18 protein-coding genes are annotated in these 17,242 nt (G+C 34.7%); 8 read left to right on the top strand and 10 right to left on the bottom strand.

The genetic code is table 11. The features are described from left to right. The 4 genes from A9Q93_RS05930 to A9Q93_RS05915 form a co-directional block, all read left to right on the top strand. Nucleotides 1–219: 3-oxoacyl-[acyl-carrier-protein] synthase III C-terminal domain-containing protein (locus tag A9Q93_RS05930; RefSeq protein ID WP_303686465.1), on the top strand; the 219-nt coding region annotated here is incomplete at its 5' end. Next, nucleotides 213–995 (top strand): SDR family oxidoreductase, encoded by a 783-nt coding sequence (locus tag A9Q93_RS05925; protein ID WP_303686464.1) that lies wholly within the window; start codon nt 213–215, stop codon nt 993–995. The genes A9Q93_RS05930 and A9Q93_RS05925, both read left to right, overlap by 7 nt. 32 nt (nt 996–1,027) lie before the next feature. Further along, on the top strand, nt 1,028–1,684 hold the full coding sequence (locus A9Q93_RS05920) for a hypothetical protein (RefSeq protein ID WP_303686463.1): 657 nt from the start codon (nt 1,028–1,030) through the stop codon (nt 1,682–1,684). A 13-nt stretch (nt 1,685–1,697) separates the two neighbouring features. Then, nucleotides 1,698–2,138: a 3-hydroxyacyl-ACP dehydratase FabZ family protein gene (locus A9Q93_RS05915; protein ID WP_303686462.1), complete on the top strand. Its 441-nt coding sequence runs from the start codon at nt 1,698–1,700 to the stop codon at nt 2,136–2,138. A gap of 1 nt (nt 2,139) precedes the next feature. Here the strand turns inward: A9Q93_RS05915 and A9Q93_RS05910 are convergent, their stop codons facing one another. The 3 genes from A9Q93_RS05910 to A9Q93_RS05900 are packed head-to-tail and all read right to left on the bottom strand — an operon-like array spanning nt 2,140 to nt 4,247. Then, complete coding sequence (locus A9Q93_RS05910; protein ID WP_303686461.1) at nt 2,140–2,940, bottom strand: DUF547 domain-containing protein; 801 nt, start codon at nt 2,938–2,940, stop codon at nt 2,140–2,142. Between the two features lie 41 nt (nt 2,941–2,981). Beyond that, the gene (locus tag A9Q93_RS05905) at nt 2,982–4,049 is read right to left on the bottom strand and encodes a hypothetical protein (RefSeq protein ID WP_303686460.1); all 1,068 of its coding nucleotides are present in this window, start codon (nt 4,047–4,049) and stop codon (nt 2,982–2,984) included. A 24-nt stretch (nt 4,050–4,073) separates the two neighbouring features. Beyond that, nucleotides 4,074–4,247: a hypothetical protein gene (locus A9Q93_RS05900; RefSeq protein WP_303686459.1), complete on the bottom strand. Its 174-nt coding sequence runs from the start codon at nt 4,245–4,247 to the stop codon at nt 4,074–4,076. A gap of 170 nt (nt 4,248–4,417) precedes the next feature. On the opposite strand from A9Q93_RS05900, the gene A9Q93_RS05895 reads away from it, so the two are divergent. The 4 genes from A9Q93_RS05895 (at nt 4,418) to A9Q93_RS05880 (ending at nt 9,405) form a co-directional block, all read left to right on the top strand. Further along, complete coding sequence (locus A9Q93_RS05895; protein ID WP_303686458.1) at nt 4,418–5,701, top strand: beta-ketoacyl synthase; 1,284 nt, start codon at nt 4,418–4,420, stop codon at nt 5,699–5,701. Nucleotides 5,702–5,835: 134 nt separating this feature from the next. Then, complete coding sequence (locus A9Q93_RS05890; protein ID WP_303686457.1) at nt 5,836–6,084, top strand: acyl carrier protein; 249 nt, start codon at nt 5,836–5,838, stop codon at nt 6,082–6,084. 31 nt (nt 6,085–6,115) lie between these two features. After that, the gene (locus A9Q93_RS05885; RefSeq protein ID WP_303686456.1) at nt 6,116–8,680 is read left to right on the top strand and encodes a phosphoenolpyruvate carboxylase; all 2,565 of its coding nucleotides are present in this window, start codon (nt 6,116–6,118) and stop codon (nt 8,678–8,680) included. A 104-nt stretch (nt 8,681–8,784) separates the two neighbouring features. After that, nucleotides 8,785–9,405 (top strand): nitroreductase family protein, encoded by a 621-nt coding sequence (locus tag A9Q93_RS05880; RefSeq protein ID WP_303686455.1) that lies wholly within the window; start codon nt 8,785–8,787, stop codon nt 9,403–9,405. Between the two features lie 49 nt (nt 9,406–9,454). Here A9Q93_RS05880 and A9Q93_RS05875 read toward each other — a convergent pair whose 3' ends face one another. The 7 genes from A9Q93_RS05875 to A9Q93_RS05845 all read right to left on the bottom strand — a co-directional run. Next, nucleotides 9,455–9,748, bottom strand: coding sequence for a hypothetical protein (locus A9Q93_RS05875; RefSeq protein ID WP_303686454.1), 294 nt, complete (start codon nt 9,746–9,748; stop codon nt 9,455–9,457). Nucleotides 9,749–9,836: 88 nt separating this feature from the next. Further along, complete coding sequence (locus tag A9Q93_RS05870; RefSeq protein ID WP_303686453.1) at nt 9,837–10,820, bottom strand: TerC family protein; 984 nt, start codon at nt 10,818–10,820, stop codon at nt 9,837–9,839. Nucleotides 10,821–10,889: 69 nt separating this feature from the next. Beyond that, nucleotides 10,890–11,291 carry a hypothetical protein gene (locus tag A9Q93_RS05865; RefSeq protein ID WP_303686452.1) on the bottom strand — a complete coding sequence of 134 codons (402 nt, stop codon included), beginning with the start codon at nt 11,289–11,291 and terminating at the stop codon, nt 10,890–10,892. Between the two features lie 3 nt (nt 11,292–11,294). After that, nucleotides 11,295–11,600: an HPF/RaiA family ribosome-associated protein gene (locus A9Q93_RS05860; protein ID WP_015363764.1), complete on the bottom strand. Its 306-nt coding sequence runs from the start codon at nt 11,598–11,600 to the stop codon at nt 11,295–11,297. A 276-nt stretch (nt 11,601–11,876) separates the two neighbouring features. Next, nucleotides 11,877–13,763: an OmpA family protein gene (locus A9Q93_RS05855; protein ID WP_303686451.1), complete on the bottom strand. Its 1,887-nt coding sequence runs from the start codon at nt 13,761–13,763 to the stop codon at nt 11,877–11,879. Between the two features lie 21 nt (nt 13,764–13,784). Further along, the gene (locus A9Q93_RS05850; RefSeq protein ID WP_303686450.1) at nt 13,785–14,735 is read right to left on the bottom strand and encodes a type IX secretion system membrane protein PorP/SprF; all 951 of its coding nucleotides are present in this window, start codon (nt 14,733–14,735) and stop codon (nt 13,785–13,787) included. Nucleotides 14,736–14,763: 28 nt separating this feature from the next. Further along, nucleotides 14,764–17,242 (bottom strand): gliding motility-associated C-terminal domain-containing protein (locus A9Q93_RS05845; protein ID WP_303686449.1); only part of this gene is annotated, 2,479 nt, incomplete at its 5' end.

Here is a 17,242-nt window from a genome sequence, read left to right as displayed (position 1 = left end):
AAAAAGATTGTGCAAACAGTTGAAGAATTATTTCATAAATTAGGTAAAAATATAGACGATACTAAAGAGGTGTTGCGCATCTATGGCAACATGAGTAGCGCAACGGTTCTGTTTGTTTTAGAACGCTTTATGAGTCGTGAACTCAATAAAAGCTCTAAGGGATTGATGTTGAGTTTTGGACCAGGTTTTACTGCTCAAAGAATATTGTTAGAATGGTAAATGATTTACAAAATAAATATGGATTGGTTCTAGGTGGCAGCAGTGGCTTAGGTTATGCAAGTGCTCTTAAACTAGCTGAAAACGGAATGAATCTCATCATCTTTTATCGTGCTTCAAGAATACAAGCAGCAGAAATTGAAACCAGATTTGATATCATAAGGTCGTTAGGAATTCAATTATTAACTGTAAATAGTGATGTCACTAGAGAAGATAAGCTGTCAGAAAACCTTGAAAAAATCAAGACATTCTTAAACGATAAAAAGTTAAGTGTCTTTCTTCATAGCATTTCTAAAGGGAATTTAAAACCTATGACAGGCGACAACACACTTTCTACAAATGATTTCCTGCAAACCATTCATTCTATGGGAATAAGTCTGTACAGCTGGACAAAAGCATTATTTGAAGCTGATTTATTTGCAAAACCTGCTAAAATTCTAAGTTTTACCAGTGAAGGAAGTACACGACCTATGAAAAACTATGCAGCGGTAAGCGCCGCAAAAGCTACTTTAGAAGCTATTAATAAAAGTATTGCCATAGAGTTTGCTCCACATCAAATCACTTCTAACTGTATTCAGGCTGGTGTTACAGACACCTTAAGTTTGAGCATGATTCCTATGTACGAAGAATTGAAAGCAGAAAGTTTAAAGAGAAATCCGCACAGAGAATTAACCACTCCAGAACGAGTAGCAAATGTGGTGTATTTAATGAGTAGGGAAGAAGCCAGCTGGATCACAGGAACTGTGATTAAAGTAGATGGTGGTGAGAGTCTTCAGTAATTTGAACTTGAACTTGAAATGATTTTATTTTTATGAGAAAGATCGTAAGTGAAACAGTTGGTATTCTAACACAAGATAATCAGTTCGAAGACTGGTGGATTAGTGACCCTATATCTATCCCTTTTTTAGAAAATAAAACCATGACAATCACATTTGCTGATTTCAATCCAGATGATGATGTAAATTTTATAACAGAAAGTGACAAAGCCATAAAGTCATTCTTAAATAAAAAATCCGAAGATCGTTTAGAATTGAGCGAATTGGCTTATGAAAATTGTATGAAGTTTTTAAGTGTAGTTCCTTATGATAAAGCTGATGAGCCTTTGTGGAAAATAAAAACGAAAGCAGATATTTGGAATTTTATCTATCCAACTGATATTTATATTTCTCGGAGGCACAGACGAGATAAAGATATTTATATAAATATAGCTTGCGAGTGTGAATGGGAGCAAGAACACGGACTTCAATTTATATTTAGAAGAGGAGAATTCCTAGTTAGAGTAAGCGCTCAGGATGGTCATTTAACAGAAGCTGATGCTTATGATAAGGATGATAGTCAGGATAAGTTATTAATTAAATCAAATAACATAAATGAGTACTCTAAAGCAGTCGAAGTTTCCTCTAGACCTATTAAGAATAATAATTGGTGGAGAAGAATATGCATCAAAATCTTAAAAAATAATAACTAATCTCAAATTAAAAATGCTTCTCAATTCTCTTGAAAAAATAGTAGCTAACCTTCCATACGGCGATGGATTCAAATTTGTGGATCAACTGTTAGAATTAGATGAAGAAAGCGTGATAGGTATTTACCGCTTTCGCGAAAGCGAATATTTCTACAAACATCATTTTATAAATAACCCAATAACGCCTGGTGTTATTCTCATAGAATGTATGGCGCAAATAGGATTAGCCTGTTTGGGAAATTACTTAATGAGAGAAAAAGAAGGGAAATCCCAATTTGTTTTTACTGAGAATCATATCAACTTCTTAAATACGGTTGTACCAGAAACAACTGTCATTGTGAGTGCTAAGAAGGAATATTTCCGTTTTGGAAAGTTGAAAGTCGTTGTCCAAATGATGGATGAATACGAGAACAAAATCGCTGAAGGCTGGATGAGTGGGATGATTGTGAATGAGTGAATTACTCGTTTAATTCCCAATTGTAATCCATATACCTTACTCTTGCATCTTTATTGATTTTCAAGGTGCTATACTTATTTAGAAAATCAATTAGATCGCCATTTTTAGTAAAGTCTTCGCTGAACCATCTAAAGATTTTAGAAACGTCTACACGATCTTTAGTAATTTGATTTCTACTGGAGTCATTGATAAATTGAATAGCCAGTTTTTCAAGTTGCTGATCAACCTTTTGAGCAGTAAAGGCTTCATTAGGCAATTGCGGACAAGAGAAAGAGGCACAATTGATTCCAAAATGAATACGAGGCTCGTTCATTTTTCTTAAGATATCATGTTCTATTTCTTCAAGACTTATAGGTTTCCCGTTAATGCTCCAGTTTTTCTGTTCCCAAGGGTTTTTAATGTCTTTAATACTTTCTGTAGGGTAATTATTTATAATTAAATCCAAAGTCATAGCATTATAAGCATTCATATAATAAGCCAGCAAAGCATTGCGACTCCATGATTTATCAGGATTTGCAGCTTCAAGTGTTTTGATATAACTTTTTAAGTTGGCCGGATTCTTTTTTAATCCAGCATAATTAACTCTTCCACCTTTAGACACATACTTTTTCAATACTTGATCAAATAAGCTGTGGTCTATTTCCTGATAATCTTCTTGATAAGTTTGCTGAGAATCAATAGCTTTCATCTCGTTATTGTTCATTTCAACTAATTCTGCCATTATGGTTTCATCGTTTTTTTCTTTTGCTGTGTTGCAAGAAAAGAGAAAAAATGATGCGGTAAGTAATAAGATCGTTTTCATAAATGCTATTTTAAATGTTTGCTCACTTGTGATTTTCTCAATTAAAAGTATTGTCCTATACCAAAAACAAAACCATTTGTTGCGTTGTTACCTATTCCAAAACCATAGTCAAAACGCACAACAGCATTAAAAATACGTTTATGTATAAACCTTATTCCTAAACCTGGGTTAACTTTTAAGGTACTTCCATCTATAAGATCCGTAAAACCACCAGTAGGTGATCTCCAGCTTCCTGCGTCTATAAAGGTATTGCTCTGGATAACAAACCAGTCTTTCTCAAACAACGTGTGACGGTATTCTGTATTAAGAACAACCTCTGCAGTACCACGACCAGCACTATTTCCCGCACCTCTTATATTAAGCTGGTTATCTAATTTAAAAGGAGCAAATCGTGACTCATTAAAAGTGGCATAAGAAAGTTGTAACCTGCTGGCCCAGTTTCCTTTATTGTTGACTTTCTTAAAATACTCAAAATCAGTTTGCACAATTAATTCATCAGCAAGTAAACCTTCTCCGCCAGTGATGTATTCTAGATTAGAAATACTTCTATAGCCAGAAACATATTGATAATCTATAATTAGGTGGTTGTTTTCATACTCAGCAATAGCGCTCCATTTTTGAGCGGTAAGTCTGTTAGGTACTGCGGTAGTTAATATGCCGTCTATAAAACTATATTTCTCATTTGCATAACGCACACCTAGCTGAAAGTTATTGTGAAAATCTAGTTCATAAAGCGCATAAACTTCTGCTGTACGGCTGTCAAATTGATAGTTTACTGTGTTATCGTTATTAAAAAAGACAGGTTCTCTTAGTACATTATTCTGGTAATTAACTCCTATACCCAGCTTATTTGTAATCACATAAGGCGCTTCCCAGTAGAGTCCATAGGAATTAAAAATATTACGTTCGTAATAACCTCCTATAATTTGATTCTGACCTAGAAAATTAAATTCAAAAACAGATAATCTAAAGGCAAAACTATCATCATTTGCTTGTGATGCTCGTACACCTGGAATAATGGTAAAATTCTCTTTGATTTCATAGATAAGCAAGAGTTGTTTAGGATTGCTTTTATCAAGTCTATAACTTGCTTTAGCAATTCCAGGCAATCTGTTGAGTCGTTCTACATCAGTTCATATGGTTTTAAGTTCAACAGCGCTTTGTGGTTTTACTTTTACCAGCCGTCTTAAAAATGCCTCCTTAGTTCTTTTTAAACCTTCAAATTCAATTTTAGAAATCACCACTTCTTGCGCGGTGATCGTTCCCATTGCAAAAAATAGAAATAAAATAAAGGTGTATTTAATCATTGAATGTACTTATTAAAGCAAAATTACTCGCTTAGAACCCTTTAGAACCTATAAAATATCATAATTATCATCACATCTTTATATAGTTTTTGTGATCTATTTGTGAACATCAAAAGAATAAATAGGCAGGCACAAGTTTAACTTAAAGATTTCTTAGTTTAGTACATCTTATGAAAAATATTAAAAGTAGAGTGGTAGTAACTGGTATGGGCGTTGTGGCACCTAATGCTGTTGGTGTTTCCGCTTTCGCGAAAGCGTTACAAGAACAAACCTCTGGAATACGATTTGATCAACAACTAGCGGACTTAAATTTCGGTTGTCAAGTCTCTGGAACGCCACAAATCTCCGACGAATTACTTTCAGAAAATTTTACTCCGTTACAATTAAGAGGTTTAAAAGCTAGCGGTCTGGTTTACGGCGTTATCGCAGGTAAAGAAGCATTTTCAGACGCCGGATTAGAAGTCGCTCCAAAGGATGAAGCGCACTCTGAAATGGGAATCATATTTGGAACTGGACAAAGCGGTGGTGAGAAGTTCAGAGAAGCGATTCATCTCATAGACGATGGAAGAGTGCGCCGGTTAGGAAGCACTAGCGTTATTCAAACCATGACGAGTGGTATAAGTGCATGGCTCGCTGGGGAATTGGGTTGTGGCAATATGGTTACTAGCAATTCCAGTGCTTGTTGTACAGGAACAGAGGCCTTTTTAATGGGTTATGAACGCATCGCAGCTGGAAAAGCGACACAAATGCTAGTAGGCTCGACCAGCGATTCTGGACCTTATATTTGGGGTGGCTTTGATGCTATGCGCATTCTTCCTACCAAGTATAATGATCATCCAGAGAATGCTAGTAGGCCATTATCAAATGATGCAGCAGGTTTTGTCCCAGGTTCTGGTGCAGGAGCTTTTATTTTAGAAAGTTTAGAAAGTGCTCAACATAGAGGAGCAACTATTTATGCCGAAGTGTTAGGCGGTGCTTTGAATTCTGGAGGACATCGTGGTGATGGATCTATGACAGCACCTAATGGTAAAGCGGTTCAAGATTGTATAAGGCTAGCTCTAAAAGATGCACAAATAAACTCTGAAGAAATAGATGCTATCAATGGACATCTTACAGCGACTTCTAAAGATGCTTTTGAAATTAAAAATTGGTCTGAAGCTTTGCATAGAAATGGATTGGATTTTCCACCTATAAACACCTTTAAATCTTACATCGGGCATTGTCTGGCAGCTGCAGGAAGTGTAGAATTAGTAGGCGCCATTTTGCAAATAAAACATCAGCAAATCTATGGAAATGCTAATATTACTAATCTTCATCAAGATATCACAGATATTATTAATTCAAAATGTGTTTCTACAAAAACTCAAGAAATGAGAATTGATGTGCTGGCAAAGGCGAGTTTTGGATTTGGTGATGTGAATGCTTGTGTTATTCTCAAAAAACACGATTCCTAATTATTGAATTCGGATTTAAGAACTTCTATCTAAATAACTTTCTCATTTGAGTAGATTAAATCTTAAACTCATCCTTATCGCTGGCTAAAATTCATTTATAGATAGTATTTTTAAAGTTCTATTGAAAAATAAATATGCAAGAAAACGAAATACAACAAGAACTTTTTAAAATAGTAAAAGTATACCTGCCACAAGATGTTAAAGAGAATGCTGTTAAGCTGGACAGTCATTTAATGCAAGATTTAGGTATTAATAGCGCACATCTTGTAGATATAGCTCTGGATGTAGAAGATGCGTATGATATCACTTTAAATGAGAAGGATATGGAAGAAATGCAAACGGTAAGTGATGCAATTAAAATAGTATCTCAAAAAACATCTTAAGCATTAAATTAATCGCTTAAACCATCAAATTATGTCAAGACTTACAAGAATTGAGCGCTTTGAAAATGAGGTAAAGTCCAAGTATCAAATTTTTAATGGGATCTTTATGACCCTACCATTTGATAAAATCTCTAATACTGGAGGACTCTTACCGTTATTTCATGAGCTATGTGTACGTGGTTATGAAAAAGGTAAAAACCCTACGGAAATCGTAGAGTACTTTTTTGAGCGCTACATCCGTGATGCAGACCAGAAAGAGCGTGAGTCCATGCTTTTTAGATTTATACAGTATATAGAACGTCAAGTGGTATTATTTGATGCGATTGAAGATGCAGCCTTTGGAAAAGTAAATAATCTTGATGGTCGTGGTTCCCTTCGTAGCGTGAAAGATGAGGCCGTAGCCTTGGGCAAAACTCAAGAATTAACATCCTATCTTAAGGAATTCAAAGTGCGACCAGTACTTACAGCTCATCCTACACAGTTTTATCCAGGCTCTGTACTAGGTATACTCAATGATCTAGGCGAGGCGATAAAAGCTAATGAAATCCAGCAAGTGAAATTGTTGCTTTCACAACTAGGTAAAACGCCATTCTTTAAAAAAGAAAAGCCTACACCATTTGATGAGGCTATCAGTTTGATCTGGTATCTTGAAAATGTCTTCTACTTTGCAATGGGTAATATTTATGACTATTTAAAGAAACATATTGAAGATCCACAGGAGTTTAAAAACCAAATTGTAGAAATAGGTTTCTGGCCTGGTGGAGATCGAGATGGTAATCCATTTGTCACAACAGAAATCACGCTTAATGTTGCAAAAAGATTGCGATCTACCATTTTTAGAAATTATTATCGCGACATACGTAAATTACGTAGAAGACTAACTTTTAAAGGAGTAGAAGAACAGCTTTCTAAAATGGAGAGTCAGTGTTATAAAGCTATTTTTGAAAAAGGCGTTCTAGATTTTACGGCGCAAGACTTAATAGACACCATGACCAGCATACGCGACACGGTAATTAAAGAACACAACTCTTTGTTCTTAGATCAAATAGATAGTTTTATTCATAAAATAGAGCTTTTTGGTTTTCATTTTGCAACTCTAGATATAAGACAAGATAGCAGTGCGCATGATGCGGTTTTTGATGAGATTCTCGCTTTCGCGAAAGCGGAACTACCAGACAACTACAACGACTTATCAGAAGTTGAAAAAGTAAATGTACTTTCTAACGTAGAAGGAAACTTGCGTCCGGACCAATTTAAGGAAGAATATACGCAACGTACTTTGAGTAGTATATATGCTATAAGAGATATTCAAGACCGTAACGGAGAAAAAGGCTGTAATCGCTATATCATTTCTAATACGCAAATGGCTTCTCAAATAATGGAGGTTTATGCCATGATACGCTTGTGTGGTATGAGTTCACCTAATATTGATGTAGTTCCTTTATTTGAAACGGTTCCCGATTTGATCAATGCTCCTGATGTAATGCGCAAGTTGTATGAAAATGAAAAGTATAGAGCTCATTTAAGTCGTAGAGGTGATAAGCAAGACATCATGCTAGGCTTTAGTGATGGAACAAAAGATGGCGGTTATTTAATGGCCAATTGGGCTATTTATAAAGCTAAAGAAGCGCTTACGGCAGTTTCACGAGAGTATGGTGTATCTATTGTGTTTTTTGATGGTAGAGGAGGACCACCAGCAAGAGGTGGCGGACAAACGCATCAGTTCTATGCTTCTATGGGAACAAAAATCGCTGCAAAAGAAATACAACTCACCATTCAAGGACAAACCATTAGTTCAAAATTCGGTACTCTGGAAAGCTGTCAGTTTAATCTAGAACAAATGATAAGTAGTGGCGTGAGCAATGCTGTATATGCAAGCGATATCAATGATTTCTCAGATAAAGATAAATCCACTATGGATGAGCTTTCTGAGATTAGTTACAAAGCATATACTGATTTTAAGGCGCATCCTCAATTTTTATCTTATTTAGAAAAAATGAGCACCTTAAAATATTATGCTAAAACTAATATAGGAAGCCGCCCTAGCAAACGAGCTGGCAGTACAGAATTGCGATTTAAGGATCTTAGAGCCATACCTTTTGTAGGCTCTTGGAGCCAATTAAAACAAAATGTCCCTGGTTTTTATGGAGTAGGAACTGCTCTTGAGGCAATGGATAAATCTGGTAAATGGGAAGATGCAACTGACTTATACAGAAATAATAAGTTCTTCCGTACATTACTGGATAATAGCATGATGAGTCTTACTAAGTCATTCTTTGGTTTAACTGCTTATATGGAACATGATCCTGTATATGGAGAGTTCTGGAAACTAATTTTTGAGGAATACCAGCGTTCTAAAAAGTATATGTTGAAGATTTCTGGAATGAGAACATTAATGGAAAATGAGCTTGCAGGTAGAGCAAGTATTGAAACCAGAGAAAATATAGTACTGCCGTTGTTAACCATCCAGCAATATGCGTTAAAAATGGTTCAGGACATACGATCAAATGTAGTTACTAATGATATTGTAATTTATGAACGTATGGTTACAAGATCTCTTTATGGTAATATCAATGCGAGTCGTAATTCTGCTTAAGGATTTAACTTAAAAACAGATAAAGTTTCAACACAATGGTTAAACCTTTGTAAATCCTATGCTTTTCACAACTCTTTACGTTTATCTTTAAAAGAAAAAAGTAAATGAGTACAAACGAAAAAAACATAATTAAGAAAACACCAGTTGATCACGAAATTCATGATTTAATCAAAAATCGATGGAGCCCACGTACGTTTTCTGACCAACCAGTTTCTCATAAAGAACTACAAGTTTTATTTGAAGCAGGAAGATGGGCGCCAAGTTCTAACAATATTCAACCATGGAATATAGTATGGGGAATTAAAGGAAGTGTGGTTTATGATCGCATTATGGATGTTCTAGTAGAATTTAATCAAAACTGGGCAAAAAATGCACCAGTACTAATTTTAGGAGTCATAGACACCAAAACTCCTAAAGGTGATGATAATTACCATGCACCTCATGATTTAGGTCAATTTGCCGCTAATATGGCGATACAAGCTCAAAGTATGGGAATTGCTATGCACCAGATGGCAGGACTAGATTACGAGAGAGCACGTAAGGAATTTAACTTTCCAGAAACTTTTCACGTAGCCACTGCCATAGCTGTAGGTTATTACGGAGGAGAGTTACATGAAGTTCCAGAAGATCTTCAAGATGCTGAAACTGGAGAACGTAGTAGAAAAAAGCAGAATGATTTTGTTTTTAATGGTGACTATAGAAACACCGCAGATGTTGAAGAATAATTAATATGCTGCACAAAAAAGCCTTGCAACGTTTATTGCAAGGCTTTTTTTATGCAGAAAGTAAATCATCAGTACTATGTACTTTTCCTGATAAAGATTGAGTCGCAATCTCTATAGACTTTTTGAATTTAGTTGATTTTGTTTCACAATAGATATTTTTATCCTTAGTGATAACAAGTACTTTAGCAACCTCGCGAGTACGATTACGTAAATCAAAAACTCTTTGAAAAGTTACATCTATGCGCAATACATTTGAGTATTTTAAAATAGATTGAAGACTTTTAACTGTAAAATGTTCTAACCTGCGATTAGTAGGGACGTGTAAGTAAGTAAATTTAACCATCTGTAGCTTTTATTAATACTTACGTGAAAAGTCTAGCTACGGTTTAGAAAAAATTGTTAATTCCTATAAAATGAATAATTTAATTAAGTTATTTCTTTTCAGTATTTAAGGTGTTTTCCTGATCTTCTTTATCGTTAGGTGTAGTAGGGTAGTATATAGAAAACAAAGCACCTATGAGTAAAGAAGCAAAGATAACTGCCAGAGACATCCATTCTGGAAAATGAATATGATGTACTAAGATCATTTTGATTCCTACAAAAGCAAGGATGGCTACTAGACTGTAATGTATATATTGAAATTTATCTAAAAGATTAGATAGAAAAAAGTACATACTACGCAATCCCATAATAGCTAGAATATTACTTGAGAATACAATAAATGGATCTGCAGTAATAGCAAGAATGGCAGGAATAGAATCTAGAGCAAATAACACATCAGTTAATTCTATTACCACTAGAGCGAGAAATAGCGGTGTCGCTATGCGCTTACCCATTTTTTTGATAAATAGCTGTTGACCTTCTATACGGTCTGTAACTGGAAAGAGCTTCTTTGAAAATTTATAAATACTCGAGGTCTTAGGATCAAATTCTTCTTCCTTACTTGTAAGCATCTTAAATGCCGTGTACAATAAAAACGCTCCAAAAATATAGGTAGTCCAACTCACTTTATTAATAAGTGTAATACCAAACAGGATCATCAATGCTCTAAAAACTAAAGCTCCTACAATACCCCAAAACAGCACTCGATGCTGGTATTTTTGATCAATAGAAAATGATTTAAAAATGACAGCAATAACAAAAATGTTATCAATGCTTAACGATAACTCAATTAGATAACCAGTTAAATATTTAAGTGCAGCATTACTAGCTGTTAATTGATCTGGATTCTCTAGATAACCATAATCATAAATAAAATAAATAGCTGCTGTAAAGGACAGCGCAATTCCTACCCATAAGGCAGTGAATTTTGAAGCCTCTTTAGTGTCAATGACATGAGCTTTTCTATTAAAAACAAATAGATCTAAGCATAAAAATATAGTGACTAAAATTATGAATGATATCCAGATAATCATAAGAAAAAAGTGTGGTTATAAGAAAATCCAGCCCATAAGGCTGGATTTTTAAAAATACTCAAAAATTGTTTAGGGAATATCAATTGCTGCTGTATCTGGATCAAAGAAGCTTAAGATTTCATTATATAATTTTATCTCTTTAGCATTTTTGTTTTGTATCGCAAATGGATAAATCAACATATCTGGATCTTTTTGAAGCATTTTAATAGCTCCATTGCAATCCAGGTCGTGGTTCTCACCATATTTTTTCACAAATTCAGAATGAGAAGTATGTATTAAATCCATCGCTCGCCTGTCTAAAAGGTCTGCAATTTCAGTCCACACAGTGCCAGCCACTTTTTCTTTAGAAACGTCTATGGCAAGTACATCTTTATCTGATGACTTTGCATATGCAAAAATTTCTCGGTGACTTTTTTGTTCTGAATTATAGATAAGAACAATTTGTCTAGGGTTTGTTGCTAGTGATATCATGATTTATGAATGCGTGATTATGGTTGCTTTCCTTTTCTCACATTGTGTTTTAAGCTGGTCTACTACCTTGTTAACAGAACCATGAAAGGTTTCTGTACTTTCCTCTGCAAACAATCTAGGTCCAGGAGCACTGAGTCTTATTTCTGCAATCATTCCCGTTTGGTCACTTGAAGTATTTTCAGTTCTAAAAAATACATCGGCGCTAGTTACCCAACTGTAACGATCAAAAATTGTTTGTAATTTTTCTTTTGTATAATTCTCAAGTTCCGTACTTCCTGAAACATGTTGGTAATTAAATTGAATAGTCATAATAAAAGTTTATTTAAACTTACGTTCTATAACTCAATCACGACTACAAATTAGTTTATCCTTAATACATCTTTAATATAGAATTAAGTTTATCTTATGGTGTAAGGTAACTAATCTAAACTTTCTATTAAATTAATATACTTAGAAGTGACGGTAAAGGCCTAGGGTAATATGGTATCTCGCTTTCGCGAAAGCGGAATTTTCATAAAAGCATATAAATTAAAAAATCCCGACATCATACTTATAACATCGGGATTCCATTTTCAATTAACGCAGTTATTGAATGATTTTAAATTCACAACGGCGATTGATTTCATATTCCTCATCAGTACACATTCCTTCTTCTACACAATGGTTGAGCGGTTGCATTTCTCCATAGCCTATACTGCGTAACCTTCTCTTTTCAACACCTTGACTAATCAAATATTCCATTGTTGAGGCAGCACGCTGGTTAGACAGTTTTAAATTGTACTCGCTAGGACCGCGTACATCGGTATGTGCTGATACTTCTACGTACATATTAGGATATTTTTTCATGATAGCTACCAGCTTATTTAATGTTACAGCTGCTTGTGGTTTAATCACCGCTTTATCAAAATCAAAGAATATCTTTTCCAGTTCTACTTGAACACCACCCTTACGATCTGGTTTAATGGTTTCTTCTGCATCCTGGTAGGAGAGAAGCGTTAAATAAATATTGTGGGTGATTTTCCCGTTTTTATCAGTGGAAAAGTCCACATCTTGAGGGATGTATAATTTACGAGTACCTCTAACCGTATATTTTTTATTAGGATCTGTTTTAAACTTATAAGTGGCATCTTTACCTACAATCATATCATCGATTAGAATTCCTCTTTCATCAAGCAAAGAAACTAGAGAACCTGGTAATAATTTTTTAGTAATACTATCTTGCACGACACCGCTAACCTCGTATTTAGTTAAAATATTTTCTTCTCTATTTGCCGTATATATACGATCTAGTCCATCACGATTTGAAGAGAAGTATACCTTATTGTTCTCCTCGTTGATTACAAAAGCATAATCATCTCTTGAACTATTAATACTAGGACCTAAATTAATAGGATTCCCAAGTTGACCATTAATCATATCTACTCTATGAATATCTAGTCCACCCATTCCTTGTTTTCCATTTGTGGCGTAATATAGAGTGTTTATATCGCTTATATAAGGAAATTGATCTAGATGCTCTGTATTGATAGCAGGACCTAGATTTACAGGATTACTGTAGGTACCATCGTCATTTACTATGACTTTATAAAGATCAAAGTCTCCATATCCACCAGGCATATCGCTGGAAAAATAAAGTACCTTACCATTTTTACTTATAGTAGGATGCTGGATGCTGTAAAACTCACTATTAAATGGTAATGATGTAACATTAGTCCAGGTGCCGTTTATTTTTTCGGCTCTCAATAATTGAATAGGAGAAATTTTTACACCATCAATTTTAACACGTTTATCATAATTACGGTTAAAGTACATTACTGTACCATTATTAGTAAATACAGCATTACTTTCATGTAATGGTGTATTGATCTCATCAGAAAAGGGCTTTACCTTGCTTATGGTACTATCATCACTCAGTTGTGCTTCATAAAGATCTAGGTAAGGTAAACCGTTCCAAGAATAGATAGGACGTTCTAAATTGCGAGAAGAGGCAAATGAAATTTGATCATTTTCTATAAAGGATAATCCAAAATCACTATTTGATCCTTTATTTGCAACTGATTTTACATCATAAATATGGGGTGTAGTTTTTTTAAGTTCTTTTATAAACTCTTCTGTATTCCAGTATCTACCATAGTAATAGGAAAGATATTCATCTGCTCTTTTGTAATTTTTTACAGCTAGCAAAGATTGTGCGTATCGATAGACACGCTGTCTATCTACGATATCCCTATAATCTGTAATTAAACGCTCGTAAGTTTGAGCTGCTTTTTCTAAATCATTTGTGAAGTAATAAGAATCTGCAAGATTTTGAAGTACTTCTTCAGTAGGTTCTAAATTCTCATAATTTGAAACAGCTTCTTTATAGGCATGATTATCAAATAATTTATTGGTCTTTTTAAGACTTAGGTTTTGAGCACTTAAAGAGGTTGTAATAAATAAAACAACTGGTAAAAATATATAATATAATCTCATAAGAGTATAGTCTAAAATGATTTAAAAAAATCTAGGAGAACGATCGTATCCACTTCTCCAAAATCTGGTTTTAATGTTATATAATAAGATGATTTCATGTGATCCAGAATTAAAATTACCCAGATTACTAGTAGTATAATCGTATGCGTATCCTATTCTTAATTCTGGAGCAACTCTAAAATTGAAAACTCCACTTACTGAATCATCAAATCTATACCCTACACCGACTTCAAATTTCTCATTAAATAAAACATTTGCATTAAGGTCTGTAGATAATGGTGCTCCTTTAACACCTTTCACCATAAATGACGGTTTAAACTTTAAGTTAGGATTGATATCAAACACATAACCACTATTTAAGAAAAAGTGAATATCTTGAACACCAGTAGATTGAATACCATTTTCGTTTTCCAGATGTGTGGTAGTTAAAAGGTTAGGAGCTGATAGTCCTACATAGAATTTATCAGTAAAATAAAAGGCTCCTAAACCTACATTAGGAAAGGATTGAGTAACGTTATCATTAAAAGCGACATCTGTATCTCTACCACCAGATTGTAAGTCAAAACCATTAAAATTTGCATCAAATAGTGTAAGACCTGCTTTGAGCCCTAGAGATAACTTTCCTGTTTCTGATACTGGTAAAATGTAGGCAAAATCTGCATAAATATTATTTTCAGTTACTACGTTTCCTATATCATCGTTTGTAAAAGAAATACCTACTTCTACACGATCACTTATAGGGTAATGAGCAAATAAGGAAGCTGTTCTGGGAGCTCCTTCTATTCCTACCCATTGCGATCTATATAAAGCGCCTATATTTAATTCAGATTTATTTGCTGTGGCATAGGCTGGATTAATAACACTCTGATTGTACATATACTGCGTAAATTGTGGATCTTGTTGCGCACTGACGCTCCAATACACCAAATTTATACATACCAATAAGGCTAATTTTATTTTTTGAATTTTCATCTTTGTTATTTCTTAGGGTAATGAATGATTATCTACTTAAGTATATTCTTCCTTGAGATGGTTTTGTAGTACCATCATTATAATTAAGAATATAGAAGTAAACACCTACTGGTAATTCACCATCATTTAAAAGTCCTGACTGGTTGCTGAAGCCATTAAATCTTGGTGTGTTAATATTTCCACTATATACGAGGTTACCGTATCTATTATAGAATTCGATTTCGAAATTAGGATATAAAAAATCCAAATTATCAATATCAAAAACATCGTTGACTCCATCGCCATTAGGTGAGAAACCATCTGGAATGGCTAGATCTCCACAAGCGGATAGATCTACCGAAACCGCAAGTCTTTCACTACTTTCACATCCAGTATTAGGGTCAATAAGTACAGCATAATATGTTGTTCCAATGGTCATTACAGTTGTTAAAGGAATAGAATTTGTTCCATTAGGAGCGTCATACCACAATACATTATTAGAACTTGCGTCGTACTCTTGAATATTGAGTGTTAGCTGTTGTAATGTAGGATTATCATTGATACAAAATAACTCTCCGTCTTGAGATAAAGTAGGAGTAGGAGCGTCTCCTATTACTACTGAAACTTGAGTACGTTCACTTGATTCACATCCATTTGAAACTGTTTGTGTAGCAAAATATGTTTGGCCATCCATCAAGACGTCTGTTGAAAGAAGTGGAATAGTACCATCAATAGTGTCGTACCACATAATCATGCTACCACTTACGCCGTTTTCCAGATCAATTACTGTTGGATTATCAGTAGCACAGAAGAATAGGTTTGCATCTACTACAGTTGGTGCAGGACTTTCGTCCACTTGAATGGTAAGTACAGCACTAGCGTCATTTGAACAAGCACCTTCGGCGGTAACTGTGTATGTGTACATTCCAGAGCCATCTAAGATGGGATCAAAAATATTTGTTCCGCTGTTTAGTAAAGGTGACCAAACTCCGTTGGTATCAGGAGTTCCTCCTAATTGAGTTAATAAGTCTATGGTTCCATCTATTACGCAAATATTAATAGAATTATCTGTTCCTGCATCAGGAGCTTCAGTAGTTGAAATCACTACAGTTGCTGATGATGTATTACATGTATTACTAACTGTATAGGTATAAGTTCCATCTGGATCTATAGAAGGATCAAACAATCCAGAACCACTATCTAGAGCAGGACTCCAGGTTCCTCCAGTAGTTGTGGAAGCACCTAATAATGTAAATAAATCTAAAGCCGCATCACTAGAACAAATAGCTAATGTAGCATCAGTTCCTGCATCTACAGGAGCTTCTACATTCAAAGAAATGATTGTGGAAGAATCGTTACATGGGGCAACACCAGCTACTATATATTCAAATTGATATGTTCCAGCACTGACAGCTGTAGCATCAAAAATATTATTGTTTAAGGCAGCTGTTCCATCTGTATCAACCCATATACCACCGAGATCTTGAGTTCCATCTAGACTATTAAAAAGGTCTACCATAGATTGATCATTACATACTGTATTTTGTACAGAAGTACCTGAATTAGGAGAAGAATTGATGGTAACTAGCGTGCTAGTAGCTTGATTCGATTCACAATTTGTAACTGGATCTAATTGAGTAGCATAATAATCTTCACCATCAATTAAAGCATCTGTCGGATTCAAAGGAGTCGATAGCGTTGCATCTGTATACCATGTAATTGAATTACCAGTTGCCACTAAGTCACTAACTGAAGCTTGATCACAGAAAAATTGATCAGGAGCCGTGGTTGGAGCTGCTATATCATTAATAGTTATTTGAACAGTGGCTGAATCAGCGCTACAATTAGATGATGGTAAAACAGTGTAAGTAAAATTAAAGGTTCCAATATTTAGGTTAAATAAATTAACTGTAGAATTGTTTAATTCTCCTGTAGCATCATCATCTGTCCAAGTTCCTCCTAAATCATTACCAGTTAACTGATTGAATAAATCTAATGTCTGATTAGCCATTACATCAGATAAACATATTTCAACGTTAGTAGGAGTTCCAGCGTCTGGTGCTGGTATAACAGAAACAAGTACCGTCTCAGAATCCATACATGAACCATTATTTACGGTATAAGTAAAATTGTAATCTCCGATGGCAAGACCTGTTAAGTCTACATCACTTCCATTTAATAAACCTGTGCTATCATCATCAGACCAAGTTCCACCAGAAACTTGTCCGGCTAATTGGTTGAATAAATCGAGAGGTGAGTTGTTAACTAATTCATTTTCACAAACTGTAAAGGGAATATCTGTACCAGCGCTAACAAATGCATCTATTACCACAGTTACAGTAACATCATTATCGGTACAAGTTCCTATTGCAGAAACTGAGTAGGTGAAATCAAAAGCTCCAGTTCCTAAAGTCGTTAAATCAATTGGATTAGTTACCGCAACTCCAGCTGAAGTAGCTCCTTCAAACCAAGTTCCATTTGTGTCTTGTGTACCATCTAGTAAATTGAATAGATCATATGGCGAATTT

This window comes from Nonlabens dokdonensis, from assembly GCF_002162835.1.
Taxonomy (GTDB): domain Bacteria; phylum Bacteroidota; class Bacteroidia; order Flavobacteriales; family Flavobacteriaceae; genus Nonlabens; species Nonlabens dokdonensis_B.
Note: the sequence above shows the minus strand (reverse complement) of the source record. Positions and strands in the feature narration are given on the sequence as shown.